Here is a 1,692-nt window from a genome sequence, read left to right as displayed (position 1 = left end):
GTATCAATAGGAACTTGTCTAATTGTATTAGTTCCTGCTACTACTACATATCTGCCACCCGGCTTTAAAACTCTATATGTTGAAGAGAAAGTGTTATACATATTCAAAAAGAATTCGTATGTTATATAACTTCTTTTAGGTTCACTTTCATATATTTTCGCTAATAATTTATTCAGTTCATCACACCACTTATATTTTAATTTAAATTGATGTAATTCTCTATATTGCTCAGCATAAACTCTCTCCGTACCAAAATACTTTGTCTGATGGTGTATGTTATCTTCTACTTCAACCAATCGTAATAAAAGGTTTTCATACCTGCTAGTCATTGGATAATTCATAGCGTTAATATATGGCGGTGAAGTTACAATTAAATCCACAGTATTTTCACTTAAAATATTAGGATAAGCCTTATCTGCGCTCATATTAAAAACTCTTGGTTCGGCTTGATTTGAATAAATTAAGGAGTTAAATTCTTTCAATCTATTTACATTTTTCATTAATGTAGAAAGAATAATTTCTCTAGGTGATTTTGTGCCTTGAAGTACTTTTTTAGCATCCCTTTTAACTTTAAGTTGTGCTTCATCCAAATAACTAAATTTTTTAATCGCCATCGAAATAACACTCAAATAAAAATCTCTTAATTCAAAAGGAATTTCTTCAACAATAAACTTCCTAATTGTTTCAAATTCACTTAAATGATTAACATTAAACCAAAAATCATCTTTATCAAAAATTAATCTATCTGTGGATTTAAAATTTGCTGCTTCTTTTAAAAATGTTTCAAACATTCTATATGATTCATCTATTATTTTTGTATCTACTCTAGTAGTCTTTGCTCTCGTTAATAAAGCAGCGTATGGAGAAATATCTGTTCCTATTACATTTCTCCCCAATTGCATTGATTCTACTGCAGTAGTACCAGACCCCATAAAAGGATCCAAAATTAAGTCCCCTTCTTTTGAAAATTTCTTAATAGCCCAATGTGGAATGTCTGGAATAAATTTAGAAGGATATTTACCAATTGAATGCACATGTCGTGCATTATCATTTGATTTAATTGAAATAACATCTTTATCTTCAATATGCGAAAACAAATCAACTTCTTTTTCCGTAGCAATAGCACTTGCTTCTACTCTACCTATTTTATTCTCTTTAGTAACTTCCGGCTCAAATATTAACACCCATTGTTTTTTATCCTGTTTATTCCTATTAGTTGTAAACTTCTTCTCTTGGAAATATCGAGAAACCCTCTCCATAGAATATGAGGTACCGTCTACAAACCTTAATCCAGTTAAATTTCCTAATTCAATGAATACATCTTTCATATTTATGTATTCTCCGGAAATGATAGAGTCACCTATGAAAAAATAAGCTAATTTATTTGGTTTCAATACCCTAGCAACATTCTTCATAACTGGAATCATCTTATCAATATAGGTCTGAACCGACTTTTTCCTGCTTGAGTGTTCATTCCTTGAACCAATCTCTGCTTCTTTTACCTCAACAAAATCATAGCCAAGCCACGTCATTCTTAATTTATGATATAAATAATAATCATAGCTATTTGCATAAGGTGGTGAAGTTACGACTAAGTCAACACTATTATCGGGAATATCCTCAGATGTAACCTCCCTTGAATCCATATTCAATATTCTTGGCGAATTCTTTTTTACATTTTCAATTTTAGAC

General features: G+C 30.5%; 1 protein-coding gene. It reads right to left on the bottom strand.

Annotation, left to right across the window (positions count from 1 at the left end):
- On the bottom strand, nt 1-1,692 hold a 1,692-nt coding region (locus KVT37_RS31480; protein WP_217578911.1), incomplete at both ends, for a site-specific DNA-methyltransferase.

The sequence above is a fragment of the Mesorhizobium sp. GbtcB19 genome (genome assembly GCF_019091085.1).
GTDB lineage: Bacteria > Pseudomonadota > Alphaproteobacteria > Rhizobiales > Rhizobiaceae > Mesorhizobium.
The sequence above is the reverse complement of the archived record's forward strand: the minus strand, read 5'-3'. Positions and strand labels throughout refer to the sequence as shown.